Raw genomic sequence first — 25,173 nt, 5'->3', positions numbered from 1 at the left:
TCGTCGGTCGGTTCTGCCTGTACCCGCTCGCCCCGAGCGGTTTCGGGGAAGATCTTCCCGGGATTCAGCGTGTCCTTGGGGTCGAGCGCACGCTTGATTGCGCGCATCGCTTCGACGCTCCCCTCGCCGTGTTCGGACACCAGATACTTTCGCTTCCCGCGACCGACGCCGTGCTCGCCGGTGCAGGTGCCCCCCATCTCGATGGCGCGTTCGACGATGTCTGTATACACCTCCTCGCCTGTCGCGATGGTTTCGGGATCGTTCAGATTCACCATGACGGAGTAATGGACGTTGCCGTCGCCGGCGTGACCGAAGCAGGGGACGACGATGTCGTCTTCCGCGCCGCGGTCCTTCGCGTAGCGAATGATTTCGGGAAGCTCGCTGATTGGGACGGTGATGTCCCCGGGATGGAGCGGCTGGAGGTCGGGCTCCCACATCTGGATCGCGAAGGCGAGTTCGCTGCGGGCCTTCCAGAGCCCGTCCATCTCCCCCTCGTCGGCCATCTCGAACTGCTCCACGTCGTGGCCCTCGAAGATCGACCGGCAGTAGTCGATCTCCTCTTCGACACCGTGGTTGGCGTGGAACTCCAGAAAGACCATCGGGTCTGGGGGGAGGTCGGCCTCGTCGTCCGCGTAGTCGGCCGCGATTTCGGCGCTCACGTCGTCGACGAGTTCGATCTTTGCCACGTCTACGCCGGACTGAATGGCGTCCATGACGGCCTCGGCGGCGTCGTCGAGCGTCTGAAAGATAGCCCGGCCACCCCGAATCTGCTGTGGTCGCCCCTCCAGTTCCAGAGTCGCACGCGTCACGACGCCGAGTGTCCCCTCACTCCCGATCAACATGTCCTTCAGGTTGTACCCGCTGGAGGTCTTGACGGCCTTCGAGCCGGCCTCGACGACAGAGCCGTCCGCGAGAACGGCTTCTAGCTCCAGCACCCAGTCGGCGATTTCGCCGTACTTCACCGTCTGCATCCCGCTCGCATCGTTCACGATCATGCCGCCGATGGTCGAGATGTCGCCCGACGAGGGCAGCGGTGGGAAAAAAAGGCCGTGCTGGGCGGCTTCCTCGTCGATCACGTCGCCCATCACGCCCGGTTGGACGTCGATCTGGAAGTCGTCGGGGCGTACCCCGACTACCTCGTCCATCTCCGTCAGGTCCATGCTGACGCCCTCGTACTCCGGGACCGGGTTGCCTTCCAGACTGGTCCCTGCGGCGTACGGCGTCACCGGCACGCCCCGTTCGTTCGCCGCAGCCAGTACGGTCGACACGTCCGCCGTCGACTCGGGCCAGACGACGGCATCGGGCTTGACGCCCGTTCCGGCACCGTCTGACGCCCAGTCGCCGGCGTGGTTGTCCCGGTCCGAGTCCCCGAACGACACCTGCTCGTCGGACACAACGTCAGTCAGGAACGAACAGTCGTGTGGCATCGTATTACACCCACGCCCGGGCCGGCTTAAATCTACGTCGTCTGTCTTCGCCCGTGACCGTGCGGTCGTTGCCACACCCCGAGTCGGCGCGCCCGACGGCACGCCACCCCGACGCGGTTCCCCCCCCCAAACCGGGGGATTTTAGATAGAGGGCTTTCCATCGTAAGATTATGAAGGTAGCTGAGATAACAGAGTTCGGCGGAAACGAGAACGTGGCGGTCACGGACCAGGAGAAACCGGAGCCCGGTGCGGGTGAAGTCCGGATCGAAGTGAGAGCCGCGGGGATCAACTTCGCGGACATCATGCAGCGACGCGGGCATTACCAGGGTGGCCCAGAGCCGCCGTACGTCCCCGGGATGGAGGTCGCGGGCGTCGTCGACGCCGTCGGTGACGGCGTCGGCCGCGACGTGGGCGATGAGGTGATGGGATTCGTCGAAGAAGGCGGCTACGCCGAGTACGCTATCGGTAACGCTGCGGGCCTATTCGACCTTCCGGAGGACATGTCCTACGAGCAGGGGGCGGGCTTTGCCGTCCAGTTCCTCACCGCTCACAACTGCCTGTTCGAGTGGGGCGACATGACCGAGGGCGAGCAGGTGTTGATTCACGCCGCTGCTGGCGGGGTCGGAACCGCGGCCGTCCAGTTGGCCAGCAACGCCGGCGGGGAGGTGTTCGGTACCGCAAGTACCGAGGAGAAACTGGAACTCGCCGCGGAACTCGGCTGTGAGCACCCCATCCAGTACACCGAGGAGGACTTCGTCGACGAGGTGGACGAGATTACCGACGGCGACGGTGTCGACCTCGTGCTGGACGGAATCGGCAGCGAAACGACCACAGAGAGCCTGAAAGCACTGACTCACTTCGGCCGGATGGTCTCATACGGCGCGGCCTCGGGCGAACCGGGTCAGCCCAACACCGCCGACCTCCTGTTCAGCAACCACACGGTCATCGGATACCATCTCGGACAGGCTATGTACCGCGACCCCGGCCGTGTCTTCCAGGCAGTCCCGAAACTCACCGGGCAGTTGGAGTCCGGCGATCTCGAAGTGATCGTGGGGACGAGTTTCGAGCTTGACGACGCCGCCGAGGCACACCAGTACATCGAGGACCGGAAGTCGAGCGGTAAGGTCGTCCTGACGCCCTGATCGGTTCACCCTTTGGTTCGAAGCGACCAGTACCATTAGGAACCGGCGACTCCAAGCGGGGACGATGACCCGTGAGGCCGTCCGAGCCGGATTCGAGGAGTTCGTCGGTGACATCATCGACACAGCCTACGAGGAGTTCGACGTCGTCGCTGTGTTGCGGGGTGAGTCGGGCGCCAGCGGCCGGCTTCTCAACAGGCTCTTAAAGAACAACCGTCGCCTCGACCAGCGAATCGTCCGCCCGGAACTGCACGACTACCGCCGCCAGGTTCTCGAGCAGTTCGAACCGATTCTCGCATACGCCGCCGACGGCGACGGTGACTTCGACGACTACCGCGACCGAATCCGCGAGACCGACGTGTACCTCGCTCACCTCCGGCCGAGCGTCCGCAGGGACCGGCGACGAACCATCGAGACGGCAGAACTCGACAGACAACGCCGACTGGCTGAAGCCGCCCAGCCGCTGGTCGAGTCGGCCGAGGCCGACTTCTGGGACGCAACCGTCGACGCGCTCGACCGGGACCACGCCCGCGACCTCGTCCAGACCCACTTCACCTTCACCGACCCGCTCCGGGAGAATCCGGACGCGTTCGTCTTCGAGACCGACATCGACCCGGGTGACGTAATCGGCGGCCCGCTGACCGGCCGACTCCCCACGGTGACCGTCGAATACACCGACGAGGTGGTTCGAGTGCTCGAACGTGCGGAGGCGACCGTGGTCGAGCAGGCGCTGTCGGAACTCGACCGACGGTTCGACGCGGAGTGAGGGCCACGGAGTCCGGTACTGTCGGCCTCACTCCGACGAGTTCCTCAGCACGGCCGCCGCGGTGAACGGGAGGCGTCCGAGTCCGACCCCGAGCACGCGGGCGGTCCAGACCACCGGAGCGTCCACCGACGGCGGCGACCTGTCGCTCGAACCCCCCAGCGGCGGTGATACGCGCCGTTCGACTCCACGACGAGCACGCCGCGTCGGTTCGGCTCGTCGGTCCAACCGACCGGTCGGTGCGTGGTCAGGGTCCGCTCGTCGAGGAACCGCCGTTCCCGCGTCGAGAAGCCGTCACGGGAGACGGAGACGCTCTCCAGCACGGTCGCCCAGGAAACGGGAGCGAGACGCGCGGTGACAGTTTCGTCGTCCGTCTCGAGGACTCGCCTCCGGGACGTCCTCCTCCATACACGAACTGCTCACTGCCCCGCGCCGCGCGTTCGACGGTCGCAGGGCCGTCCGTCCGAAATCGTATAGACTCGTCGGCAACGCTCACCCCGTCGGAGACGCAGCTCCGGTTTGCCAATCCGTTTTGACAGGCGAGCCCTTCGATATCTCTCCCCGACGCCGCCACCGGATTGCGGTACCCGTCGTCTGACAGTTCCATCGGGCGAGACTCGAACGACGGAGCAGTGGCGTGCGGATAAACGAGGAACGGATTGGCGACCAGTAACAGACTGACTGCCACCAACGCCACTCGGCCGTACCTGGAGGGCACACCGTCTCCTGAAACCGGTCAGGTGAAGAACAGTTCGCTCGCTAGAGCGGTAACGCCGACACGTCGACCGCCGTTCGCCGCCCGTCCAGCACACCGAACTGCTCGCCTCTGCCCCGTTCGAGCCAGTAGAGTAACCGCTCCGCCCAGACCAGCTTCCGCCGCTTCGCATCGCTCACGTCCGGGTCGTCGAAGTCCCAGCCCACGAACACCAGTTCGGCCGCGCCGAAGTGGTCGGCGAGAAAGGCGGCCCGGTCGCCGTCGGTGAACCCCCCGAAGTTCTCGACCGGCCCCGCCGGGTCTGCCTGTGTCGTCGGGAGCACCTGTCCGTCGTCGAACGTCGGGACCAGTTCGCGGACGGCCGCCACGTTGTCACCGTGTGCGTGCGCCGCGACCGGAGTACCCGCTTCGGTCAGCTCCCGGGCCGTCTCGGGGTTCTTGTCGAGGTCGGTGACCATCCAGTCCACGTCGATACCTTGGCTCCGGAGCGTGTCGACTGCCGTCGACGCGGCCACCACGATGTCGGCCGCCGCCGCGCGGTCTGTCTCCGCTGCGAGCGACGGGCCAGCGCCCGCGACCGCGACACACTCGCCCACGAAGTCGACTCGCGAGTGGTCGAAGGGTTCGACCAGTTCAGCGAGGGCGTCGCGTGCGTCTTCATCATCGGTGCGGTCGTAGCCGAAATCCGCGAGGATAGCTTCGTACGCGGGCTCCCAGGTCGAAAATTCCATGCTGTTCGCTCACGGGGTTGCTCCAATATAAATCGAGGTGAGCCGAAGTGGCACAACCTGGTACCCCTACCCGGGTGCCCTTTCGGCCTTCGATGGCTCCTTCTGGCGCATCTGGCATAAGTTTTCTCTTCGTCAGACACTCTGGACCGCCGTCGTACGGCGGCTGCCGTCGGACGAACGGGTGTGTGTCACGGCTCCGGGAGCCCCTCCACAATCGCCGAGAGCGCTGGCGCAATCGGGTCCCGGTCGACACCCGCGGCCAACCGCTGGAGCGCACCAACCGTCCCGAACAGGAGTATGGTCCCGCTCCCGCCGTCGCCGCCGGTTTCGACGGCCGTGACGCCGTAGGTCCCGGCCTCCTCGCGGAGCAGTTCTGCGGCCTCGACGTCGAGGCTCGACACCTCGAACGACCGAACGACCGTGTCGTCGGCGTATGCGGTATCGGCACCCAGTCGGTCGAGGTGCCGGCTCGCCGCTCCCGTCGTGGTCACATCCAGCTCTTCGACCTCGGGTGTTCGGACCCGGTCGCGCGAGAACGCCTCGCCCACCAGCGCGGCGTCGCGGGTCTCTTTCACGTCGTGTGTCCGGATTACGTGTGCGCCGCGCTCGACTGCCATGGCCGTGGCCGCGAGGCTCACGGGCAGTGCCTCCTCGGTCGTGCGGTCGGCCAACTCTCGGAGGAAGTTCTTCCGGTTGATCGAGACGAGAATCGGGTGGCCGTAGCCACGGAACTCCCGGAGGCGGTGAAACGTCTCGCGGTCGTCCGCGGTCGTCTTGTCCTCACTCCAGCCGCCGAAGGCGGGGTCGATGATCGTCTTCTCGGTGACGCCGTTCAGTTCGAGGGCGTCGTAGATGTCGTCCACGTCCTCGATGGCTCCGGGTCGCTCCAGATCCGGTGGGCTGGCCATCTTCCCGACGGCCACGTCGTAGTCGGCACAGACCTCCGGCATCTTCGGGTCGGCGAACCCACAGATATCGTTGACCATGTCGAACCCGCGGTCGAGAGCGGCCGCCGCGACCTCGTGGTACCGGGTTTCGATTGAGAAGACGGCGTCGCCGGAGACGCTCTCGATGGTCTCGATGGCCGTGTCCAGCCGGTCGAGCTCCTGTTCGGCGGTGAGGACGTCGAACTTCTTGTTGGCCGACTCCAGTCCCACGTCGACGATATCGGCGCCCTCGCCGATGAGTTCCTCGTCAACGTACTCGGCGGCTTCTCCGGGGTCGTCGTAGACGCTGGGATCGTACGGCGACTCGCTCGAAACGTTGAGCACGCCCATGATTCGGGGCGGATAGTCGTCACCAATGCCCAGCCCGGCTGCATCGACGTTGCGCATGCGAACGGGTAGGGCGACAGCCTCAAAAACCAACTGTTCGCGGGCCGCTCGTGACGTTGAGTCGCGCGCTTTTTACTCGGCAGACGAGTACCGTCGAGTATGGGCAAGATAAACATCGGGTTGCGTGGCTGGCGGTTCGACGAGGAGGAAGTGTTCGACGAGAACGGCGATCTCGAACCGCTCGGGACGCTAGACCCCGAAACCCGGGACCGAATCGTCCGCCTCTCGACGATGATGGGTGAACCGTGTGACGCCTGCTACCTCGTCCACGGTGATGAGAACGTCCAGGAGTGCAACGTCGCCCGCATCGTCTACGGCGAACCGCTCGGCGAGGTCCTGCTCTGTCCCGAACACGAGGCCGACTTTCTCTACTGGTTCCGCGAGGGCGGCGGCAAACGCTACGCCGGCGACACCGAACTGGAGGACGCCTTCTACGCCTGGTTCGACGACGGCGGACGCGCCCCGGAGGGGTACGCCGGTATCGACCACGTCGACACCGACGCGGACGACATCCCTGCCCCCGACCCGACCGAGGAACTCCCGACGCTAGAGGAGGAACTGGAGAAACTCGACGACGAGAAACTCGACGACCTCGGGGTCGACCTCAGCGACCTGGACCTCTGATGCTCTCCGTCGCTGTCGTCGACGCGACCGAACCCGGGAACGTCGGCACTATCGCCCGCTCGATGAAGAACTTCGGCCTCTCGGACCTGCTACTGGTCGACCCGCCCGAACTCGACCCCGAGGGCGAAGCCTACGGCTTCGCCGGCCAGGCCCGTGAGGATGTTCTTCCCGAGGCTCGTGAACTCACCTTCGAGGAACTCCTCTCCGAGTTTCACACCGTCGGCTGCACCGCCGTCACGAACGAGGACGCGACGAGTCACGTCCGGTATCCCTTCCAGACGCCGGCCGAGTTGGCCGACGATTTGGCGAGCGTCGAAGCCGAGACGGCCGTCGTCTTCGGCCGCGAACGCGTCGGCCTCACGAACGACGAACTCGCCCGGATGGACCAGGTGTGCTCCATCCCCGCCAGCGACGACTACCCCGTCCTCAATCTCGGACAGGCGGCGACCGTCGTGCTGTACGAGTTGCGAGAGCTGACCCTCGAGGAGACACAGCATCCCGACGAACGCCACGAGCGCGCCGACCAGCAGGCAATCGCGGGCCTGCACGACCAGTTCGGTGACTTTCTGGAGGACATCGGCCACCCCGACGAGAAGCGACCGAAGGCAACGCGGCTCTGGCGTCGGTTCGTCGGTCGTGCCCATCCCACAGGACGGGAGGTACGGACGTTGCGTGGGCTGTTCAGACGGGCCGGGCAGCGGATCGAGTGGGCCGAGACCGACAGTTCGGACGGAGACGGGTAACTCAGGCCCGCTCCTGGATCTCCTCGCGCAGCACCTCGCTCACCAGGTCACCGTCGGCCTGGCCGCGCAGCGCGCCCATACACTCGCCCATGAGTCCCGAGAACGCCTGCATCCCCTCCTGTTCGACCTGTTCGGCGTTGCGTTCGACGACTTCGACGACGGCCTCACGGACCTCGTCCTCGGCGGCGCTCCCGAGGCCTTCCTGTTCTGCGGCGTCGGCCGCGGTCAGGTCGGGACTCTCCGCCAGCGCGGTCAGCAGTTCGGGAACGCCCTCCTTCGCGACCTCGTCGTCGGCCAGCAGGTCGAACACGCCCTGGAAGTGGCCGTCGGTCAGACTCTCGACGGGTACATCGTCCCGCCGGAGCTCTGTCACGTCCGACTCGACGGTGCGGGCCGCGAGGTTGGGGTCGACGCCGGTCGCAACGGCGTCCTCGAACAGCGCCCAGCGCCGGCCGTAGGCCACCTGTTCGGCGACGCCCTCACCGAGGCCGAACTCCTCGACGTACCGCTCGACCTTCTCTGTGAGGAGTTCCGGAGCTTCGACATCCTCGGGGTCGGGTTCGACCGGCGGCACGTCCGTCTCGGGGTACATCCGCGCCGCACCGGACAGGGGCCGGAGGTAGCGGGAGGTGCCGTCCTCGTTGGCGTCGCGGGTCTCCTCGGGGACCCCCTCCATCGCGGTCTCGGCGCGGTCGGCGACGGCCCCGATGGCGAGCTCTGCGGTTTCGGGGTCGTCGGCGACGATAGCCACTGCGTCCTCGGGGCCGGCGTCGACGGCCGCCCGAAGGGTGTCGACCTCACTCTCGGTGACGCCGTAGGCCGGCAGTTCGTCGGTGTGGAAGATGCCACCCGCGCCGTGGCGCTTGGCGTGGTCGGAGAACTCCGTCCCGAGGCGGCGGTCGGGCTGTATTTCTCGCCCGACCAACCCGTCGAAGCCGGCCAGTCGGACGGCATACACGACGCCGCCCGAAGAGAGTGCGCCACCGACGACGCCCGAGTCTGTCTCCACGAACACGTCGGTCACGTCCCGCGGCTCGCCCACGGCGGCGTCACGCTCGCCGAGTTCCTCGGCGATCTCGACGAGTTCGACCTGCCGGCGGACCTCGTTACGGACGAGGTCGTCGATGTCGTCGAGGCTCTGAACGCCTTTCATCTCGATGCGTGCACCCTCGGCGATAGAGACGTTCACGTCCTGCCGGATGGTGCCAAGGCCGCGCCTGACCTGCCCCGTCGAGCGGAGCAACATGCCGATTCGCCTCGCCGCCTCTTTTGCCTGCTCGGGCGAGCGGATGTCCGGTTTCGTACCGATCTCCACGAGCGGGATGCCGAGGCGGTCGAGGCTGAACCGTACCCCGTTTGCAGTCTCCTCGACGCGCTGGCAGGACTCCTCCTCCAGTAACATGTCCTCGATGCCGACCGGTCCCTCGGAGGTTTCGATCTGCCCGTCGTTGGCGACCATCATCGACCGCTGGAAGCCGGTGGTGTTCGAGCCGTCGACGACGATTTTGCGCATCACGTTGACCTGGTCGACGACGTGCATGTCCAGTAGCTGGGCGATCTCCAGGCTCGTCGCGAGCGCCTCCTCGTCGACGCGGTGGGGCGGCTCGTCGTCCTCCTCGACCAGGCAGGTCGTGTCGTATGCCAGGTACTCGAACTCCCGCTCGACGCGGCTCTCCTCGAGGGCGGCATCGTCGATCTCGCCCAGTTCCGACTTCGTGGGGTGGAGGTATCGGCTGAACCGCCGCTGTGAGTTTGCCGGCTCGCGCAACTCGGTCGGACACGCACAGAACAGCTTCGTCTCGGTGTCGAGTTGCTGGTGAATCTCCAGTCCGGCTACCAGCCCCAGTTCCTCGTAATCGAAGACGTCCGCATCAGTCATTGCCCGAACCTGCGAGGCCGGCGGTCAAAAAACGCACCCTTCCGGTCGATATCCGTTCGAGGGGGCGCCACGGCGACGGCCCGTAGATAAACCACCTCGGAACCGACGAGACACACACTACTGCGTCGCTCCAGAACCAGGGAAGCATGGCCGATACCGCGGAACTCGCCGAGCGCGTCGAACGCGTGCTGGAGCTACCGACGGACGAACTCACAGCGGAACTGCCCGACGTGCTCGACGAACTCGAGGGACAGGTCGACGTGCTAGCGCTAGAGAACCCCCTGCTCCTGGCCGACGTGATCGACCGCGTCGGCGACGTGGACGTAGCGGCGTTCGCCGCAGAGAACCCTGACACCGTCGACCAGTTCCAGGAACTCCAGTGGCAGGGTGTCGAACTGCTGGCCCAGTTTAGCCCCGACGTACAGCAGTCCATCGAGGCAGACACGACGGTGAACTTCGAGGCGACCGACGCCCCGATGGCCAGCCACCTCGAACTCGACGCCGAGACGGGGTCGGTCTCGGGTGGCGCTGGACTGGCTACGGACCCGGACCTCGAAATCCGCGGTCCGGCGAACACACTCACGGCGCTGACGACCGGGCAACTCGATCCGGTCTCCGGGTACGAGGGCGACCAGTTCGAGATGGACGGCTCCGAAGCCACCGGGGACCAACTGGCGACGACGATGGGCAAACTCGCCGAGAAACTACCCAGCAACTAGCGCGACCTGCCGGCGGCTGGAACGGGCGGGACGACTCGAACACCAGTGCAATCCGTGACGGCGCGTTCGGGTCGGACGGCGGGTGAAAACACGTTCGAGGGTCGTTAGCCTACGCTTCTCCGCTCAGTCGTCGGCGCTGAGGATGCCGGTCTCTGTCATCTTCATCGGGTCGAGAACGTCGTCGACCTCCTCGGCGTCGAGGTAGCCCTCCTCGATGACGACCTCGCGGATCGTCCTGCCGTCGGCCAGTGCCTTCTTCGCGACCTTGCTTGCCTTGTCGTAACCGATAGCCGGATTGAGAGCGGTCGCCAGCGCCATACTCTGCTGCACGCGCTCCTCGCAGTGGTCGGCGTCGGCTGCCAGCCTGTGGACGAACTTCTCGCCAAAGACCTCACTGGCGTTGGCCAGCAGCTTCGCCGACTGGAGGAAGTCGTGTGCGAGGACCGGCTTGTAGAGGTTGAGGTCGATCTGGCCCTCGGCCGCGCCGGCCGAGACTGCGGCGTCGTTGCCGACGACCTGCTTGTGGACCTGGTTGACCGCTTCGGCGACGACGGGATTGACTTTCCCGGGCATGATCGACGAGCCGGGCTGGTTCTCCGGCTGGTCGAGTTCACCGAGCCCGTTGCGCGGGCCGGAGGCGAGCAGGCGCAGGTCGTTGGCGATCTTGTTGAGCGAACCCGCGATGGTCCGGAGCGCGCCGTGGGCCTCGTTTATTGCGTCGTGGGCGGCCTGTGCCTCGAAGTGGTTGTCGGCCTCGCGGAACTCCAGTCCGGTCTCCTCGCTCATGTACTCCGCGGCGAGTTCGGGGAACTCCGGGTGGGTGTTCAGCCCCGTTCCGACGGCGGTCCCGCCGAGCGCGAGTTCTGCCAGGTGGTGCCGGGTGTCCTCGGCGCGAGTGATGCCTTTCTCGATCTGCGCGCGGTACCCGCCGAACTCCTGGCCCAGCGTCACGGGGGTGGCGTCCTGGAGGTGTGTGCGGCCGGTCTTGACCACGTCCGCGAACTCCGTCTCTTTGGCTTCGAGTTCGTCACGCAGGAGGTCCAGCGCGGGAATCAGGTCCTTCTGGACGGCTTCCATGGCGGCGACGTGCATCGCCGTGGGGATCACGTCGTTTGACGACTGGCCGAAGTTGACGTGGTCGTTGGGGTGGATTTCGCGGCTGCCGATCTCGCCGCCGTAGAGCTCCGTGGCCCGGTTAGCGATGACCTCGTTCGCGTTCATGTTCGAGGAGGTCCCGGAGCCGGTCTGGAACACGTCGACGGGGAACTGGTCGTCGTGTTCGCCGGCGATGACCTCGTCGGCGGCCTCGACGATGCAGTCGGCTTTGTCCTCGGGGACCGTGCCGAGGTCCTCGTTGGCCTGTGTAGCGGCCTTCTTGACGACGCCGAGTGCGCGGACGAACCGGCGGCCGAAGGTCACGCCGGAGATGGGGAAGTTCTCCACGGCCCGCTGTGTCTGTGCACCCCAGTAAGCGTCCGCAGGCACCTGCATTTCGCCGAGACTGTCCTGCTCCGAACGGAACTCCTCGTCAGTCATGATCGTGTGTGCCGACGGCCGGAACGGTTCTAAAATGATGTGATTCGGGCGGGCGACTGGCCCACAGTGTGTGTACCCGCTGCACTGACGAGCGGGAGGCGTCGAACACAGGTGCGTCCAACGGACGGCCTCGATACGATCAGTTCGGCTGTTCGTCGTTCCGGCCGCCCTGGGCATCAGCGTCGTCGGCAGACACATCGGCCTCGGCCGGTCCGTCGTCTGGCGCTGCGCGACTCTGCAAAAGGAGGGTAGTACCGGACGCGGCAACCAAACCGACACCGAGGGCGCGCAACTGTCGGAGATACGCTGGCTTCACCTCGAGTTCCGAGGCATTCTCGAAGTTCTTTCCGATTGCGTCTTTGATGAATTTGATGCTTATCTGTGGGAAGACTGCGGTCACCAGCCCCTGCAGGAGTACGAACGCTGCGCCGACCGTACGGCTCTTTCGAGTACGCATCACGTTTCTACATATACGCTCGACGGGCATTAATATTGCGAAGAAACTACTACGCTAAGATAGAGAAATAATTTTTGAGGTTCTCTGCGATGTTCTGAATTCGAATTTCGATTATAGTATTGCAAGTGAAGTTCAACGCTAATGCTATGTGTAGCGTCGATAACAGATTTATGACACAAAACGTCGGTCGGGAGGATTAGACTCTTACATTGCAGTTCTCACTGGGCCCTTTCGCTTCCGACGGGACTCTCGCCGGTGTCGGGACTCGTCACGATAACGACCCTCCTCATGGCGTCGGTCGGAACCTGCCCCGTCTACCCGCTGTTCGGTGTCGACTCCTGCTCACGCAACGCCGGTGCGTCCTACCAACCGATGAGCACGGGTCACCGCCGTCCCGCAGACACCGGGACAATTCTACGACGAGATACAAGGGCGCTCGTGATAGCACTGCTTGTGAATCTTGTACTCGGCTGGGTCGCACTGAGTCAGTCACTCGTGGAGTTGACGGAGTGCTTCAGATATCCGGCTATCGTGGTCTGGACGCTGCTCGGAATCGGCGGCGCGACTGCGGTGTGCGGGGTGCTGGCGCGCCGGTCGGCGGTCCCGGACCGCACTTTTTTTATTTCAGCCGTCGTGCCAAGGACTTTTGCTCGTCCCGGACATCGGACTCGCGCTGTTTGGCGATAGCGTGACGACGAGCGAGGCTACCGGCCTCATGACGCTCCACGTCCCGCCGGCGGTTGTCGTGGTCCTGGTGCTGCCGGAGACCCTGCTGGGCCGGTAGTTCACCACGGGGAAACACTCGTTCGGACGGACCCGATGCCGACCGCTACCTACACGCTCCGTACTTGACACGGCCGGCGAGACCGACCCTGGACGAGAGTTACCAGCGTCGAATGTCACGATACAACGAAGATATCGCCCGGCTCTCGCAGCGACACGAGTCACTGCCGGCCGTGCAAACTCGCCTGCAGTCGCTCGCGGTTCAGATTGTAGAGGTCCTCTGCCGCGTCGGCTTCGATATCGTAGGCGGTGGCGTCGGTCCGGCCCAGCAGCGACGCTGTGGCGGTGTCGGCGGTCAGGTGGGCGAGGTTCAGTCGTCGCTGGAAGATGGTCCGGCGGCGAATCACCGTTTGGAGCCGGTAGTAGGGGACGATGCGGGTCGTCTGGTTCCAGAAGCCGTCCCGGACGAGAAAGTGGTCGTCGCCGACGCAGTAGCCGCGGTGTTTCCACTTGAGGTGGGCGGCTGGTGGCACGGCGACCAGCAGGGCGAGCGGTAGGTACCACAGTTCGAACCCGGACACCGCGGCAGAGAGCCCCGCGGTGAGGGCCGTCAACACCAGTACGACCAGCGTGTACCGGACGGCGTACCGCCGTCTGGCGCGCCTGGGTGAGCGCGTGAACGACAGTTCGTCGAACGGTTCGAGTTCCCGCGCCAGCGAGAGCGTGCGTTCACGGTCGGCCAGTGGAATCGCGGACTGTGGCCCCTGGTCGCTTTGCCCGGGACTGTAACCCGCCGTCTCGACGGTGAAGCCGGCGTACCCGAGCGCCCGCATCAGGACGTTCTCGCGGATAGTCAGTGTCTGGATCTTGTCTGTCGGGATCGAGCCGCTGTATCGCTGCAACAACCCTCGCTCGTAAACCAGGTCCTCACCCTGGCGGCCCAGCGTGAAGCCGTAGTACTGGAGGAAGGTGACGACGCTGCTCACCGCCCACACCGTGACAGCGGCGAACGCGACGGCGAGCAGGCCGACCAGCACCGCCAGATCCGGCGTCCCGGTCAGCGCGTCGACCGGCGACTCGATCCCGGTGAGCCGTGCGAACAGGCCGACGACGAGGTCCTCGACGATTGGAAAGCCGAACAGGAGGAAGGCAATCGACGCCAACTGAAAGGACGTGAGCGCGAGCACGAGCAGTTCGGCCGACCCCAGTTCGAACAGGGTGGTCTCGGGCTCGAGATCGCCCTGTCTGGAGAGCCGGTCGGCGGCGGCCTCGGGGTCGGTGTGGCGTGTCTCGGCCGGGCCGGCCGCCGCGTCGGTCGTCCCCCGCTCACTCGTCTCCGCGTCTGCCTCCGTGGTGTCACCGTCACCGGTGCGGGTCTTCCGGCCGCGGATCTCGCGCTGGAGCCGGCTGGCCTCGTCGGCGGCGACGAAGTTCAGGGTTGCCTCCGTCCCGGACCCGCCGGCGGTTTCGATCTCGATGATGGCGACGCCGACGACGCGGTGGAGGATACTCTCGGTCACGTCGACGTTCTGGATGCGCCGGTACGGAATCTCACGTTCCTGCCGGCCGAACACACCCGAGTCCACGTCGAAGGTGTCCGGCGTCAGCGTGTAATCGAAGCGGTAGTAGTAGGCGACGCCGTACGCGACGCCCACGACGAACAGGAGGACGAACAACCCCGCAACGAGGCCGAACGAGCCCAAGAGGTCGGGCGCTGCAACGCGACCGACTCCGGTCAGGACGAAGGCCATCGACGCCGCGACGAGTCCCCGCTGGAGGCTCTGTGTGACCGCACTCAGCGGGTGGAGTTTCATACCGCGTCCTCCGGCTCGCTCTCGATGGCCAGGTCACGGAGTCGATTGCGCAGTTCTCGTGCCTGGTTGGGTTCCAGCCCGGGGATGGTCACGTCGGCGCCCCGCGAGCCGGCGGTGTAGACGACGACGCGACCGAGGCCGAACAGACGGTCCAGCGGCCCGCGCTGGGTGTCGACGTGCTGGACCCGGACGTACGGTACCGCGGTCTCGACGCTGGTGATCACACCCCGTTCCAGTTCGAGCGCGTCGTCGTCGAGCCGGTAGCCCCAACTCCGGTACAGCGCCTGGACGTAGACGACCACCAGGACGAGCAGGACGACGGCGAGACCCGGCCCGAGCAGCGGCGAGACACTGAGGACGAACCGGTCGAGCGCGAACACGATGGCTCCCAGTATCGCAACGACGACGAGGGCGACGATGCCCCACCGGGCACGAACGCGTGACTGGAGGGCGTTCATACTGCGTCAGTTTGGCGGCGCAATGGAAAACGTTCCGAAACCGACAGGGTCATACAACTCAGGTCCACCGGTCCAGCCCCGTCTGTATCGTCGCGTCTGCGATCCGCTCGAATCCGCGCTCGACCTCGTCGGCCGCGACGTCCCATTCACCGACGACGAACTCCCGAGCCGCCTCGATATCCGGTTCGACCCCGGTCTCGACGGTCACATCGTCGACCACCGGGGGGTCGAGAAAGAGGGTCCTGATCCGGTCGACGTTCTCGATGTACACGTCCCGGGCCTCGAAGACGCCCCAGATGTCGCCGTACTCGCGAACCGTCTTCACGGCGGTCTTGGGGCCGATTCCGGAGACACCGTCGTTGAAGTCGGTTCCACAGAGGATGCCCACGTCGACGAGTTGCTCCCAGGTGAGGTCGTGCTCGGAAAGCGTCGCGTCCAACTCCATACGCTCGGGGTCCCCCTTCGAGGTGAGTTGCCGAAGCGTCGACGGCGATCCAAACAGCAGGGCGTCGTAGTCCTCGGTGCCTGCATAGTCGACGGCCCCCGAGCGGGCCATCCGGGCGGCCTGTGCCTCACCCTCCGCAGGCGCGTCGACGACGGGCACGTCGAGCAACTCCAGCAGTTCGCGCGTCGTGTCGACGATGGTGCCGGTGAGTCGCTGGGTTCGGGAGTCGAGTGTGGCGACTTCGGCCGAGTCGCCCGCCTCGCGAGCCGCTTCTAGCTGTTCCTCGTACCTCTCGCGCTGTTCGCGACGCTTCTGGACCTCGTCTTTCTTGAGATCGGTCACGCCGCCGTCGAAGACGAACACGGGGGTCACGTCGTGCTCGAAGAACTTCGGGAGCCCCTGGACGACGCCGATGAGGTTCGCGACCTCCTCGCCGCCGGCGGTGGTGTATGCCGAATCACGTGTGAACTTGACCGTCGTCGTCAGGTATCGGTACAACCAGTTGTGCGCGTCGACAGCCACGACCGACCCCGCGAGGTCGTCGTAAGCGACCGTCTCGATGACCGCGAGGTCGCGCAGGTCAGCATTTCCCATTGTTCAGTGTAAGCGGCGGCCGCCGCTTGAATCCCCCGACCCGGAACCGTTCAGCCACGGTCAGTCTCGACTGGCGTAATAATCGGCGGCGGCCCACTCCCCTCGCGCTCGCGCAGGAACGTCTCCTCCTCCGGGGAGAGGGCTCGCTCCCGGTATACGTCTAACCCAGCTTGGTAAGACTCGCGCGTGCGCTCGCCAGGCCAGATCATTACGAGTTCGGCGACACCGGTCTCCTCGCCGGTTGCGGCGAAGCCGGCCTTCGACAGCGCCTCGAAGGCGAAGGGATTGTTGACGGCGATTTTGACGCGGTCGTAGCCTCGCTCGCGGGCGCGATCGGCGGCGAAGCGACAGAGATGCGGCCCGATTCCCTCGCCCCGGTTGTCCTGTCGGACGGTGACATAGCGCAGTCTGAGGGTGTCGCCGTCGGTACGGTCCTCGTTGAACGCGACGGCGGCGACGATGGCGTCGTCCACACGGGCGACCGCTTTGCCGGTCGCGGACATGACGAACTTCCCGGCGTAGCTGAACCGCCGGTAGTCGAGGCGGACGGTCGGGCCGTCCGGCGGCCACCCCAGTAACGCGTACTCCATGGTCGCCGCTTCGGGCGGGAGTGGCTTTAGTCCGGGGGAACTTCTGAAAGGCTCGAAGCTGATAGTCGCGGTATGGCATCCGACACGCGCATCGGCGACGTGGAAGTCTTCGACCGAGTCGCCCGACTGTACGATCTGAAGCCGGCCACCCGACGACGGAAACTCGAACCCGCGCTCGCGTTGGCCGACCGCGACATCGGGCGCGTCCTCGACGTGGGCGGTGGCACCGGACAGGGCGTCCGGTCACTGGACCTGCCCGATGGCGTCGTCGTCGACGCCGCGGCTGAGATGCTCGCCCGAGCGCGAGAGCACGACGTCGAGGGGGCTCGGGGCGACGCTGCCCGTCTCCCCGTCGCCGACGAGTCGGTCGACGCCGTATTGATCCTCGACGCCCTGCACCACATGGCTCGGCCCGACGCGGTCATCGAGGAGGCGGCCCGTGTCCTCCGACCGGGGGGCGTGCTGGCCTCTCTGGAGTTCGATCCGACGACGGTCCGGGGGCGGGCGCTCGCCGCCGCCGAACACCTGTTCGGGTTCGATTCGCGGTTTTTCACCGCCGCCGACCTGGCGGCGAAAGTCCGGGCCGCCGGGCTGTCGGCCTCGATTCCTCGGGGCGGCTTCGAGTACACCGTTGCGGGTGTCAAGCGGTCCTGAGCACGGAAGTCGGGACACCCAAGTCCTCCCGGGACGAACAACGCGGCATGACCGCGCTCGACTGGGTTCGGAGTCGCGTCGACCCGTCCACCGCGACGGCACTCTTTCTCGTTGGCGACCTGCTGGCCATCGCGGTGTTCATCGTGATAGGCGAAATCAGCCACGAGTACCCGCTGCTCTCCGTTCGGGTCCTCGGAACGTACGTCCAGTTCCTTGTCGGCTGGTTGGTCGTGTCGGTTCCCGTCGGCGTGTACGCCACGGACTATCGAACCGACCTGAGACGTTCGACAGTCCTGGTGCTTGGCGCCTGGCTCGGCGCCGATGTCGTGGCACAGGGGGTTCGCGCGACGCCGAACTTCCCCGGAAACGCGTCGGTGACGTTCGGTATCGTCGCGTTCCTCGTCGGTGGTGTTCTGCTGATCGTCTGGCGGCTGACACTCGCCCTCGTCACGTCCCAGCGGCAGTCGACGGCACCCGCGTGACGAGGAACGCGCCGATGCCGGCAGCGAGCAGCGCCAGTCCCGCGAGGACGACGAACAACTGCCGAGGAGCAAAGTATGTCAGCATCGTTCCCGCGAGCGTCGCGCCCAGTGCGCCGACGCCGAACACGCCGAGATAGCTGAATCCGTAAGAGAGGCCGCGACTCCCGGCCGGCGTGTACTCTGCGACGCTGGCCTGGTAGAACGGCTGGACGAAAAATAGAAAAAATCCCAGCAGCGCCGAGACGACGAGCAGTGCCGGGAGACCGAGCGCCGCTGCAGGTAGAAACAGCAGTGCGACGGCGGCCAACGCAGCGAAGCCGGCGAAGATGCCGAACTCGGGCCGACCCCGGTCGGTGAGCTTGCCGGCGACGAACTGGCCGCCCACGCCGACCATCAGCAGCCCGACGTAGACGTAACGGCTTGGCTGGAGGGTGCGGCTGCCGAACTCGATTGGTTCGAGCGCGGCGATTTCCAGACTGTCCAGCAGTTCGGGCAGGAAAGTCAGAACACCGCGGTAGTACAGGCCCGAACAGAGCGTCACGGCGAAGACGACGACGAACGCACCCGCGAATAGCTGCCGTGACTGTGTGAGAAACCCGCCGAGCGAATCGATGCCCTCGTTGGCCCGGCTATCCCTGTCGGCAATTGCGTCGGCGTCAGTGCCCCCGTCGGCCGTGGCCACGGCTGCTCGCTCGTCGATATCGACCCGGAACGCATAGACGGCGGCGAGGGCGGCGGGCACCGCGAGGATAGCGACGACGACGCGCCAGTCGAACGCGAGTAACAACAGGATCGTCAGGAGGGGACCGACGGCGATACCGACGTTGCCGGCCATCCCGTGGTAGGCGAAGGCACTGCCACGCTGTTCGACGCCGCGGCTGATCAACGAGAGGCCGGAAGGGTGATACACGCTGGCTGCGACGCCCCAGACGGCCACCGCGAGGCCGATTACTGCGGGCGTCGGTGAGAGGGCCAGCAACAGGAACGACGTCCCCATTCCGACCAGACAGGTCGTGATGAGGACGCGCGCGTCGACCCGGTCGACGAGGACGCCGCTCGGGAGTGCGCCGAGGCCGAACAACGCGAACCCGACGGTCACGAGCGCACCGATCGTCGCCTCGTTGAGCGGGAACTGCGCGAGTCCCACGTCGATGACAGAGAACTCCGCGAGCCAGATCGGTAGCAGAACCGGAATCGACAGCTCGTAGGTGTGGACCATCGCGTGAGCGACCGTCACGAGACCGACGATCGACCGGTCGTTACTGTTCACGCAGCACGTCTTCGACTGTGACCCGCTTCAACGCGTCGGTCGTCCGGCGTTTGCCTGCCGGCCGCGCGCGGCCGCCGCTCGTGACGTCGAGAGGCCCGTACGTCCGTGCCCTCCCCCCAGCAGGCCTCAGCACTCCTCGTTGACCGGGACCGAAACGCTGGACTGAATCCAAGCCTGATGATTCTCCCGGTCGTAGATGACGAACTCGTCTTCGCCGATGTTGAGTTCGGCGCACTGTTGGTCGGTATCGCCTGCTTCGTCGTCGGTGTCCGTGTTGTGGATACTCATGTGCGAACCCGGTGGCAGCGCCACCTCTGTCTACCTCAAACTGATATCATCCACGCGTCTTCATAAACGCTGCCTCCATATTATCACTAAATATAATAGAATATACCATGGGCGTGCCGACGAACGCCGATATTTTCACGGGCGAAAACACGCGCGCCTCGTCGGTGATGCAGGACCTGTTCGACCTGCACGCTCCCCACATGACGGTGTGATGTCGGGGTGAAGTGCCTCGGGGTCAAGCCCCGAGGCTTCCTGTTTCTCTGACAGAACTTGCAGAAATCGTCTCTCGGTGAGACGTTTCCACAGCGGTTCCAGTCTCCGCAGGCGTCAATTCGGCGTCTCCCCAATCTACTTGATAGCGACGGAACATAGTCTGGCCGTCCGTGTTTTTGGACTCTAAGCCACCTGTTTCTCCGTCACGGCTGTTGAGTTACCGGGGAGAAATATACTGGTTTGATTGGCAGCAGTCGGATTCATCCACAGGGGCAAGCCCCGTGGCATTCGCCTCGATAGCGTGTAAAACACCACGACCGCTCGACTGGCCGCGGTGCCGACGCCGTTGCTGTACCCGCCGTCGGCGCCGGGGTCCGGAGCGCGGTTCGTTCATGTCCCACCCGCGTCCTGCGGTTTCGGGCACATAAGTTATGAGTTAGGTACGAGTACATCACCAGAAATTTCCGAGAAAAATACCTTGTGGTTACAGTGGGAATACGCAGTACCAATGGGGAAATAATTATAACCCGACTCATCCTATATTGTCGTAAGTTATGCCGGAATACTACGATTACGTCCTCGGTCTCATCCCGGTGTCCGTTGCAGGAATCAGTGCTGCGCTTCTCGGTCTGGGACTGTCGATGACGGTCGCCGTTCCACTGTCGCTTCTGGCCGCAATCGGCCTGATCGGCCACGCGATGTTCGTCAACGGCCCGGTCGAGGAGATACCGCCGACCGCACAGACGACCGCGAACTCTCGGGACGCGTCGGGGTTCTCCGCCGACTGAATCCGTCGCTACAGTCGACCTCGGCGCTCACAGCTCCGATTCGGTGCCGACCGCTCCGCCGGTCCGTCCAGCACACCTATGAGTCGGTCGTCCGAACGAGTGGCCATGACGACACAGCAAGAGGCCCTGTTCCTCCGGAGCGACGAACTCGCTGGTCTCGCCGAACCGGCCGAGTACGTCGAATCGGTTCGAGACGGATACCGACAGCGCGGTGAAGGTGCACCGGCCGAGCCCCGAACCAAGCTTCCGAACGCCGACCCGCCCGGGTTTTTTACTGGCTACCTCGCAATCCTGCCCGACACCGGCGCGATGGGTACCTACACCTACGGCGCGGGCTTTGGCGCACAGGACGCACACTTCATGCTCTCGCTGTTCGATGCCGAGAGTGGCGAACCGCTGGCGCTCATGGACGGCGCGAGCATGAACCCGTTCAAGACCGGCGCGACTGGCGCGGTCGGCATCGACGCGCTGGCGCGGACGGACGTCTCGACGCTGTCGGTCATCGGCAGCGGCGCACAGGCCCGCGGGCAGGTCCGCGCTGCGACGACTGTCCGCGATTTCGACCGGATCGACGTGTACTCCCCGACCAAGCAACACCGTGAGAACTTCGCGGCCGAAATGAACGAGACGCTCGGCCCGACGGTCGCCGCCGTAGCCTCCAGTGCGGCCGCAGTCGAAGGTGCCGACGTGGTCATCACAGCGACCAACGCTTCACAGCCAGTGTTCGACGGCGACCTGCTGGAAGACGGAACCCACGTCACCGCGATGGGACAGTACGACGCCGACGCGCGGGAGGTCGACGCCGAGACCGTCCAGCGCGCCACCTACGTCCCGGACCTCCGCGCCCGGACCGAGACCGACGCCGGCGCGTTCATTCAGGCCGCCGAGGACGGCGCGGTCTCGGCCGACCACATCCACGCCGAACTCGGAGCGGTCGTCGCCGGCGTCGAACCCGGTCGCACGAGCGACGAGGAAATCACCCTGTTCGACAGCGGCGGCACCGCTGTCGAGACCGTCGCGGCGGCGCACATGCTCTACGAACGCGCGGTCGAACGCGACCTCGGGGAACCACTGGAGTTCGCGCCGGCCAGCCAGGCCCTCACCGGGAAGTGACAGACCGACCCCGTCATCCGAACCGGCGAGCCAGTTCGTGGGCCAGCGTTGCGGGACCCGTGACCGACAGTAAGACGAAGCCGACGGTTCCGGGCGTGGGCTCGCCAGGCGTCGTCGCCGCGTAGAAGACGAGTGCACCTGTCGCGAGGACGCCGACGACCGTCGCGACGTACGCCGGTTCGGTCCAGGAACTCGGGAACTCCTGAGCGGACATGGCGGGTGGTCCGGGCGACGAAAAAAAGAGCTATCGATGCACGCGTCGGCCGTGGTCAGATGTCGTGAGTCCCGACGAGACCGGTCCGCGAGCGGACCGGCCGGGTCACCGACCGGTGACTGGTCAAAGCTGGCATGGTATACCAAGTCATAATTGGATACGGTGGCCGTTGGTAACTAGTACTATGGGACGGATCCTAAACGAGGTCACGAACACGGTGCACAGACACGAAACCGGGAAGTCGAGGTTCCAGACGGAGTGTGGCGTCACGTACAATCTCTCCGAGGACGACCTCAGACGTCTCGAAACGTTCCAGTCCGAATTCGGCGGGAACTGTACTAGCAAGTGCGGTCGATGCTTCGACGATGCCGGCGGCTACTAAACAAAGCCGGCGACGCCGAGTGCCTCCAGAATCGGAATCCCGCTGAGGAGGGCGCCGAAGAGGTAGCCGCCAATGACACCACCGTTGAGCAACGGTAGACCCGCGTGGGCACGTCCCTCTAGCACCATCCGCAACAGCACTACCAGTCCGAGGAGGGTACCGACCATCGCGCCCAGTGCCGTGACCGGAATCACCAGTCCGAGCGCGCCGACCGCCGGGACCGACGATGGCGCGAAAAAGGCCGCACTGGCCACCAGAACGGTCGGAATCACGGCGTCGCCGAGGCCGATGAACAGCGCGTCCCGGTCCATCCGCTCGGCTTCGACGGCGTCCTCGCCGGCCGACCCGTCGGCCACAGACTCGCCCTCGCGCTCCGGTTCACCGCCGTTGGCGGCCGCGTCGCCTTCCACTTCGCCGGTCGGGTCGGGCGTCTCGGCGGAGAGAAACGAGTACGATAGCGTCAGCGGCACGACCAGCACGACCGGTACTTTGAGGTCCATCACCCCGGAGGCCAGCGTCAGCATGTGCTCGGTACCGTAGACGCTGATGGCGTCGTAGATGGCCAGCACGGAGAGCAGAAGAATCGCAGGTAAAAGGCCGAAACTGATGCCGAACACCCCGGCCGCCCCAGCCCCCATGACGACCCCCGAGGCGTCGATGACGTACCACTCCGGATAGCGCAGCAGAGCGGCCCCGAGCACGAGCGCGGCCACCACCGCCAGCACGTTGAAACCGCCGTACGTGACCACACTCGGGACGACGACGCTGAACACGTACCACGAGAGATAGACCCCGGCGAAGACGACGAACCCGCGGATGAGCCGATCGACGTCCAGTTTGATCGCCAGCAACATCAGGCCCGTCGCGATCAGAATCGCCACCACGTAAATGAGGGTGTTGGTCGGGTCACTCGGGTCCTCGACAGCCTGATAACCGGCCGCCTCGAACGGTTGGACCAGCGCCAGTGCCCCTAATTGCACGAGCAAAAATATCAGTCCGATGAAGACGCTCGCCACGAGCGCGCGCGTTCGCTGCTGCATACCTCTCTCTCGTCCGTCTCCGGTTTCAGGATTGCGAAGACTGTGTCGTACCGTCTACACGATGAGTTGTTTCAGTATGCGCTCCAGTGAACTGACTGCCCGGTCGCACCCACCCGTCTTCTTTCCCAGTGGTTGCCTGCGGCCACTACTCTGTCGCAAAAACGTGGGGACGAACTGCCGGACGACTCACTCACCCCGTCCACTCGGGTCCGGTGAATTGCTCGCCCCGCTCGCGAATGCTCGTGTTCAATCCGCTTGCAATCCATAACTATCCGTAGATGTCGGCAGTGGCTACCGCTCCCGTGACGAGGACGACACGGTCGGTCTGCGATGCCGAGAAACGAGTAAAATCTTCGAAGAGATCGATGTCTCTGTACGACTCCACCGTCTCCATATCCACGCTCGCTGGGTCGTCGAACAGAAAAACCTCCATGGTTTCCATCACCTCCCCGCGGACGGTGTCGGCGTACCCGTACCCGACCTGCCCTTCGAAGAGGCCGGATTCGAGGTTAGTTTCGGTGACCCTCTGGGATGTAGTGCCACCGAGAAACGTCCCACTGCCGAGTTCGTTCGTAATGGTCGCCATATCTCCGTTTTGCGTCGCGTAGCGATCCGCTTCACCCGCCTTCGCATCGATAACTGACTGGACATTGGCAGTCGGGTCCATCTCCGGGTTGGATCCCGAGAGTACGACCCCGTCAGCCAGTGCGACAGTTCCGTCCAGTTCACCACCGTTGTAGAGCGTGTACGCTCCGCTAGTTTCGGTGGACACACTGGAGCCCGAATCGGTAATCGAGTCGGTGAACGTCGCCTCGACGGCCGCCTTCGAAAAGCTCCCGAGGATAACGTTCCACCGTCCACCTGTTCCGGCCATCGGGAGGAGATTGATGAGCGTCGAAATATCGTCCAGACCGATACCGAATTCCCCGAAGTCTTCCACCCTGACGTTCGACTGTAGCTGGCTAAACACGTTCTGGCTGAGTTCGTTTTGCACCGAGGTGAGTTGCTCGTAGTCGACTGTATTGAAAAAGTAGTGTTCTCGCCCCCCAAACGCGTCCGGCGCCACCAACCACTCCTGGTATTCGGTCGACGGCGACGTGTTTTGCGTGGACGTGTCACTTTCAGAATCCGGTGTCGGATCACGACCGGTCTCGGTCGTCTCCGGAGTGGTGCCAGGGTCATCAGTGTTGGAACTGCTACACCCGGCGATAGCGACGAGTCCAGTACTCCCTACGAGTTTGATCGCCTGCCGACGTCGTCGGTCCACGTCGTAATATTAAAGATTGCAGATATATCGATTGGCATAGTAACAATATTTACTCGTGAAGTACCTCGGGGCAAGCCCCGAGGCACTCGCCCTGTTCAGCCTGTAGAATCCGAGGACCACTGCACTGATATTGCGCTCCATGCCCAAGTTTTGGATTGTAGTCCGAGCCGGTTTCACCGCTGGTGTCGCCCCAAGAGTGGGACGTGAGTTGCTGTTCCCTCCCGAGCAGACAGGACTTACCGCGCGTAGAGCGCCGATCCCAAAAGCGTCGGTAGCCGAACGGCCTCGTCGGTCGAGACCGCGACGTAGGGACGATCGACCGGGCCGAACACGTCCACGACCCGGCCGATTTCGTCGAGATTCTCGTCGACGACAGTCGTCCCGAAGTCGGGGTAGCCGTCGTCGGGCGAGCGGACGACCGCGAGGCCCTGGGCAGTGCGGACGACCTCGCCGACGCGTTGCATGCTCACGAGCGGATCACGTCGAGGTAGGCCGCGACCGCGCCCAGCAGGTCGCTTTTCGTCGCGTCGTCGGCGTCTTTCACGACGACGCGACCCCGGGGTTCGAACTCCCGGGAGTACTGTTTGTCCCGTTCGATGACGGCGTCGTAGCCCACCTGCTGAACCGCCTGTGCGATCTCGTCGACGGTCGGTTCGGGGACCGCCTGCTCCAGATTGACCCGCCGACCCTCGGCGCGGGTCAGTTCCGCGTCGAGGAACGCAGGCCAAATGACGTTTTCGACCATACACGCCTCTGGCTGGGCCGCCGGTA

Annotated in this window: 28 protein-coding genes; 11 read left to right on the top strand and 17 right to left on the bottom strand. The window is 64.9% G+C overall.

All coding sequences use genetic code 11. The annotated features are described in order from the left end of the window. Positions 1-1,427 (bottom strand): FAD-binding oxidoreductase (locus tag Q0964_RS17510; protein ID WP_299270345.1); only part of this gene is annotated, 1,427 nt, incomplete at its 3' end. 170 nt (positions 1,428-1,597) lie between these two features. Here Q0964_RS17510 and Q0964_RS17505 point away from each other — a divergent pair. Both Q0964_RS17505 and Q0964_RS17500 read left to right on the top strand, forming a co-directional pair. Next, positions 1,598-2,569: a quinone oxidoreductase family protein gene (locus Q0964_RS17505; protein WP_299270341.1), complete on the top strand. Its 972-nt coding sequence runs from the start codon at positions 1,598-1,600 to the stop codon at positions 2,567-2,569. Positions 2,570-2,633: 64 nt separating this feature from the next. Further along, positions 2,634-3,332 carry a hypothetical protein gene (locus tag Q0964_RS17500; protein WP_299270340.1) on the top strand — a complete coding sequence of 233 codons (699 nt, stop codon included), beginning with the start codon at positions 2,634-2,636 and terminating at the stop codon, positions 3,330-3,332. A 756-nt stretch (positions 3,333-4,088) separates the two neighbouring features. Here the strand turns inward: Q0964_RS17500 and Q0964_RS17495 are convergent. Continuing rightward, positions 4,089-4,775, bottom strand: coding sequence for a 6-hydroxymethylpterin diphosphokinase MptE-like protein (locus tag Q0964_RS17495; protein WP_299270339.1), 687 nt, complete (start codon positions 4,773-4,775; stop codon positions 4,089-4,091). Positions 4,776-4,963: 188 nt separating this feature from the next. After that, positions 4,964-6,109 carry a dihydropteroate synthase gene (gene folP / locus Q0964_RS17490; protein WP_299270338.1) on the bottom strand — a complete coding sequence of 382 codons (1,146 nt, stop codon included), beginning with the start codon at positions 6,107-6,109 and terminating at the stop codon, positions 4,964-4,966. Between the two features lie 99 nt (positions 6,110-6,208). Between folP and Q0964_RS17485 the strand changes: the two genes are divergently transcribed. Together Q0964_RS17485 and Q0964_RS17480 are read left to right on the top strand one after the other, a co-directional pair. Beyond that, positions 6,209-6,733: a DUF8114 family protein gene (locus Q0964_RS17485; RefSeq protein ID WP_299270336.1), complete on the top strand. Its 525-nt coding sequence runs from the start codon at positions 6,209-6,211 to the stop codon at positions 6,731-6,733. Continuing rightward, entirely contained in the window at positions 6,733-7,476 is a 744-nt protein-coding gene (locus tag Q0964_RS17480) for an RNA methyltransferase (RefSeq protein WP_299270333.1), read from the top strand. The genes Q0964_RS17485 and Q0964_RS17480 overlap by 1 nt, the downstream gene beginning before the upstream one ends. Position 7,477: 1 nt before the next feature. On the opposite strand, the gene gatE is transcribed toward Q0964_RS17480, so the two are convergent. After that, complete coding sequence (gene gatE, locus Q0964_RS17475) at positions 7,478-9,355, bottom strand: Glu-tRNA(Gln) amidotransferase subunit GatE (RefSeq protein ID WP_299270330.1); 1,878 nt, start codon at positions 9,353-9,355, stop codon at positions 7,478-7,480. Positions 9,356-9,501: 146 nt separating this feature from the next. On the opposite strand from gatE, the gene Q0964_RS17470 reads away from it, so the two are divergent. Continuing rightward, a complete protein-coding gene (locus tag Q0964_RS17470) occupies positions 9,502-10,074 on the top strand; it encodes an SCP2 sterol-binding domain-containing protein (RefSeq protein WP_299270327.1) in 573 nt (190 codons plus the stop codon). Positions 10,075-10,197: 123 nt separating this feature from the next. Here Q0964_RS17470 and Q0964_RS17465 read toward each other — a convergent pair whose 3' ends face one another. Beyond that, complete coding sequence (locus tag Q0964_RS17465) at positions 10,198-11,610, bottom strand: class II fumarate hydratase (protein ID WP_299270324.1); 1,413 nt, start codon at positions 11,608-11,610, stop codon at positions 10,198-10,200. A gap of 139 nt (positions 11,611-11,749) precedes the next feature. Continuing rightward, complete coding sequence (locus Q0964_RS17460) at positions 11,750-12,067, bottom strand: hypothetical protein (RefSeq protein WP_299270321.1); 318 nt, start codon at positions 12,065-12,067, stop codon at positions 11,750-11,752. Positions 12,068-12,713: 646 nt separating this feature from the next. Here Q0964_RS17460 and Q0964_RS17455 point away from each other — a divergent pair. Further along, positions 12,714-12,851: a hypothetical protein gene (locus Q0964_RS17455; RefSeq protein ID WP_299270317.1), complete on the top strand. Its 138-nt coding sequence runs from the start codon at positions 12,714-12,716 to the stop codon at positions 12,849-12,851. 160 nt (positions 12,852-13,011) lie between these two features. On the opposite strand, the gene Q0964_RS17450 is transcribed toward Q0964_RS17455, so the two are convergent. The 4 genes from Q0964_RS17450 to Q0964_RS17435 are packed head-to-tail and all read right to left on the bottom strand — an operon-like array spanning position 13,012 to position 16,691. Further along, the gene (locus Q0964_RS17450) at positions 13,012-14,604 is read right to left on the bottom strand and encodes a PH domain-containing protein (RefSeq protein ID WP_299270314.1); all 1,593 of its coding nucleotides are present in this window, start codon (positions 14,602-14,604) and stop codon (positions 13,012-13,014) included. Next, entirely contained in the window at positions 14,601-15,062 is a 462-nt protein-coding gene (locus Q0964_RS17445) for a PH domain-containing protein (RefSeq protein WP_299270312.1), read from the bottom strand. Before Q0964_RS17445 ends, Q0964_RS17450 begins: the two co-directional genes overlap by 4 nt. A gap of 58 nt (positions 15,063-15,120) precedes the next feature. After that, positions 15,121-16,101 (bottom strand): flap endonuclease-1, encoded by a 981-nt coding sequence (gene fen / locus Q0964_RS17440; RefSeq protein ID WP_299270310.1) that lies wholly within the window; start codon positions 16,099-16,101, stop codon positions 15,121-15,123. A 50-nt stretch (positions 16,102-16,151) separates the two neighbouring features. Next, positions 16,152-16,691 carry a GNAT family N-acetyltransferase gene (locus Q0964_RS17435; RefSeq protein WP_299270308.1) on the bottom strand — a complete coding sequence of 180 codons (540 nt, stop codon included), beginning with the start codon at positions 16,689-16,691 and terminating at the stop codon, positions 16,152-16,154. Between the two features lie 72 nt (positions 16,692-16,763). On the opposite strand from Q0964_RS17435, the gene Q0964_RS17430 reads away from it, so the two are divergent. After that, a complete protein-coding gene (locus tag Q0964_RS17430; protein WP_299270305.1) occupies positions 16,764-17,345 on the top strand; it encodes a class I SAM-dependent methyltransferase in 582 nt (193 codons plus the stop codon). A gap of 47 nt (positions 17,346-17,392) precedes the next feature. Continuing rightward, the gene (locus tag Q0964_RS17425) at positions 17,393-17,827 is read left to right on the top strand and encodes a DUF3054 domain-containing protein (RefSeq protein WP_299270303.1); all 435 of its coding nucleotides are present in this window, start codon (positions 17,393-17,395) and stop codon (positions 17,825-17,827) included. Here the strand turns inward: Q0964_RS17425 and Q0964_RS17420 are convergent. Together Q0964_RS17420 and Q0964_RS17415 are read right to left on the bottom strand one after the other, a co-directional pair. Further along, entirely contained in the window at positions 17,793-19,097 is a 1,305-nt protein-coding gene (locus Q0964_RS17420; protein WP_299270301.1) for an MFS transporter, read from the bottom strand. The two genes, Q0964_RS17425 and Q0964_RS17420, sit on opposite strands and share 35 nt — an antisense overlap. A 126-nt stretch (positions 19,098-19,223) precedes the next feature. Then, positions 19,224-19,385 carry a DUF7331 family protein gene (locus Q0964_RS17415; RefSeq protein ID WP_299270298.1) on the bottom strand — a complete coding sequence of 54 codons (162 nt, stop codon included), beginning with the start codon at positions 19,383-19,385 and terminating at the stop codon, positions 19,224-19,226. 767 nt (positions 19,386-20,152) lie between these two features. Between Q0964_RS17415 and Q0964_RS17410 the strand changes: the two genes are divergently transcribed. Both Q0964_RS17410 and Q0964_RS17405 read left to right on the top strand, forming a co-directional pair. Next, positions 20,153-20,386, top strand: a complete 234-nt coding sequence (locus Q0964_RS17410; protein ID WP_299270296.1) for a DUF8015 family protein — start codon at positions 20,153-20,155, stop codon at positions 20,384-20,386. Positions 20,387-20,491: 105 nt separating this feature from the next. Beyond that, positions 20,492-21,499, top strand: a complete 1,008-nt coding sequence (locus tag Q0964_RS17405) for an ornithine cyclodeaminase family protein (RefSeq protein WP_299270293.1) — start codon at positions 20,492-20,494, stop codon at positions 21,497-21,499. A 13-nt stretch (positions 21,500-21,512) separates the two neighbouring features. On the opposite strand, the gene Q0964_RS17400 is transcribed toward Q0964_RS17405, so the two are convergent. Continuing rightward, entirely contained in the window at positions 21,513-21,713 is a 201-nt protein-coding gene (locus Q0964_RS17400; protein WP_299270290.1) for a hypothetical protein, read from the bottom strand. A gap of 184 nt (positions 21,714-21,897) precedes the next feature. Here Q0964_RS17400 and Q0964_RS17395 point away from each other — a divergent pair, with 184 nt between their 5' ends. Beyond that, positions 21,898-22,095, top strand: coding sequence for a hypothetical protein (locus Q0964_RS17395; protein WP_299270288.1), 198 nt, complete (start codon positions 21,898-21,900; stop codon positions 22,093-22,095). Here the strand turns inward: Q0964_RS17395 and Q0964_RS17390 are convergent. The 4 genes from Q0964_RS17390 to srp19 all read right to left on the bottom strand — a co-directional run bounded on the left by Q0964_RS17390 (position 22,092) and on the right by srp19 (position 25,147). Further along, positions 22,092-23,135 carry a presenilin family intramembrane aspartyl protease PSH gene (locus tag Q0964_RS17390; RefSeq protein ID WP_299270285.1) on the bottom strand — a complete coding sequence of 348 codons (1,044 nt, stop codon included), beginning with the start codon at positions 23,133-23,135 and terminating at the stop codon, positions 22,092-22,094. The genes Q0964_RS17395 and Q0964_RS17390 overlap by 4 nt on opposite strands. Before the next feature lie 268 nt (positions 23,136-23,403). After that, the gene (locus Q0964_RS17385; protein WP_299270282.1) at positions 23,404-24,402 is read right to left on the bottom strand and encodes a hypothetical protein; all 999 of its coding nucleotides are present in this window, start codon (positions 24,400-24,402) and stop codon (positions 23,404-23,406) included. Between the two features lie 236 nt (positions 24,403-24,638). Further along, on the bottom strand, positions 24,639-24,866 hold the full coding sequence (locus tag Q0964_RS17380) for an H/ACA ribonucleoprotein complex subunit GAR1 (protein ID WP_299270353.1): 228 nt from the start codon (positions 24,864-24,866) through the stop codon (positions 24,639-24,641). Between the two features lie 2 nt (positions 24,867-24,868). Continuing rightward, complete coding sequence (gene srp19, locus Q0964_RS17375) at positions 24,869-25,147, bottom strand: signal recognition particle subunit SRP19 (protein WP_299270279.1); 279 nt, start codon at positions 25,145-25,147, stop codon at positions 24,869-24,871. Positions 25,148-25,173 lie beyond the last annotated feature (26 nt).

The organism is Halorientalis sp. (genome assembly GCF_028275115.1).
Taxonomy (GTDB): Archaea; Halobacteriota; Halobacteria; order Halobacteriales; family Haloarculaceae; genus Halorientalis.
The sequence above is the reverse complement of the archived record's forward strand: the minus strand, read 5'-3'. Positions and strand labels throughout refer to the sequence as shown.